Source organism: Janthinobacterium sp. HH106 (assembly GCF_001758725.1).
GTDB lineage: Bacteria > Pseudomonadota > Gammaproteobacteria > Burkholderiales > Burkholderiaceae_D > Janthinobacterium.
Genome location: NZ_LRIC01000049.1, coordinates 1 through 1,248, shown reverse-complemented (window position 1 = coordinate 1,248; position 1,248 = coordinate 1). Strand labels below are relative to the sequence as shown.

The 1,248-nt window shown below is 52.4% G+C and carries 1 rRNA gene; it reads right to left on the bottom strand.

The window, feature by feature from the left end:
- Positions 1-1,238: ribosomal RNA gene (locus JAB8_RS19570) — 16S ribosomal RNA — on the bottom strand; the annotation flags it as partial.
- Positions 1,239-1,248: the final 10 nt, after the last annotated feature.

Here is a 1,248-nt window from a genome sequence, read left to right as displayed (position 1 = left end):
GTATGTACCATTGTATGACGTGTGAAGCCCTACCCATAAGGGCCATGAGGACTTGACGTCATCCCCACCTTCCTCCGGTTTGTCACCGGCAGTCTCATTAGAGTGCCCTTTCGTAGCAACTAATGACAAGGGTTGCGCTCGTTGCGGGACTTAACCCAACATCTCACGACACGAGCTGACGACAGCCATGCAGCACCTGTGTACTGGTTCTCTTTCGAGCACTCCCCAATCTCTCGGGGATTCCAGCCATGTCAAGGGTAGGTAAGGTTTTTCGCGTTGCATCGAATTAATCCACATCATCCACCGCTTGTGCGGGTCCCCGTCAATTCCTTTGAGTTTTAATCTTGCGACCGTACTCCCCAGGCGGTCTACTTCACGCGTTAGCTGCGTTACCAAGTCAATTAAGACCCGACAACTAGTAGACATCGTTTAGGGCGTGGACTACCAGGGTATCTAATCCTGTTTGCTCCCCACGCTTTCGTGCATGAGCGTCAATCTTGACCCAGGGGGCTGCCTTCGCCATCGGTGTTCCTCCACATATCTACGCATTTCACTGCTACACGTGGAATTCTACCCCCCTCTGCCAGATTCTAGCCTTGCAGTCTCCAATGCAATTCCCAGGTTGAGCCCGGGGATTTCACATCAGACTTACAAAACCGCCTGCGCACGCTTTACGCCCAGTAATTCCGATTAACGCTTGCACCCTACGTATTACCGCGGCTGCTGGCACGTAGTTAGCCGGTGCTTATTCTTCAGGTACCGTCATTAGCAAGAGATATTAGCTCTCACCGTTTCTTCCCTGACAAAAGAGCTTTACAACCCGAAGGCCTTCTTCACTCACGCGGCATTGCTGGATCAGGCTTTCGCCCATTGTCCAAAATTCCCCACTGCTGCCTCCCGTAGGAGTCTGGACCGTGTCTCAGTTCCAGTGTGGCTGGTCGTCCTCTCAGACCAGCTACTGATCGATGCCTTGGTAGGCTTTTACCCTACCAACTAGCTAATCAGATATCGGCCGCTCCACGAGCATGAGGTCTTGCGATCCCCCACTTTCATCCGTAGATCGTATGCGGTATTAGCGTAACTTTCGCTACGTTATCCCCCACTCCAGGGTACGTTCCGATATATTACTCACCCGTTCGCCACTCGCCACCAGAGCAAGCTCCGTGCTGCCGTTCGACTTGCATGTGTAAGGCATGCCGCCAGCGTTCAATCTGAGCCAGGATCAAACTCTTCAGTTTAATCTCTGTT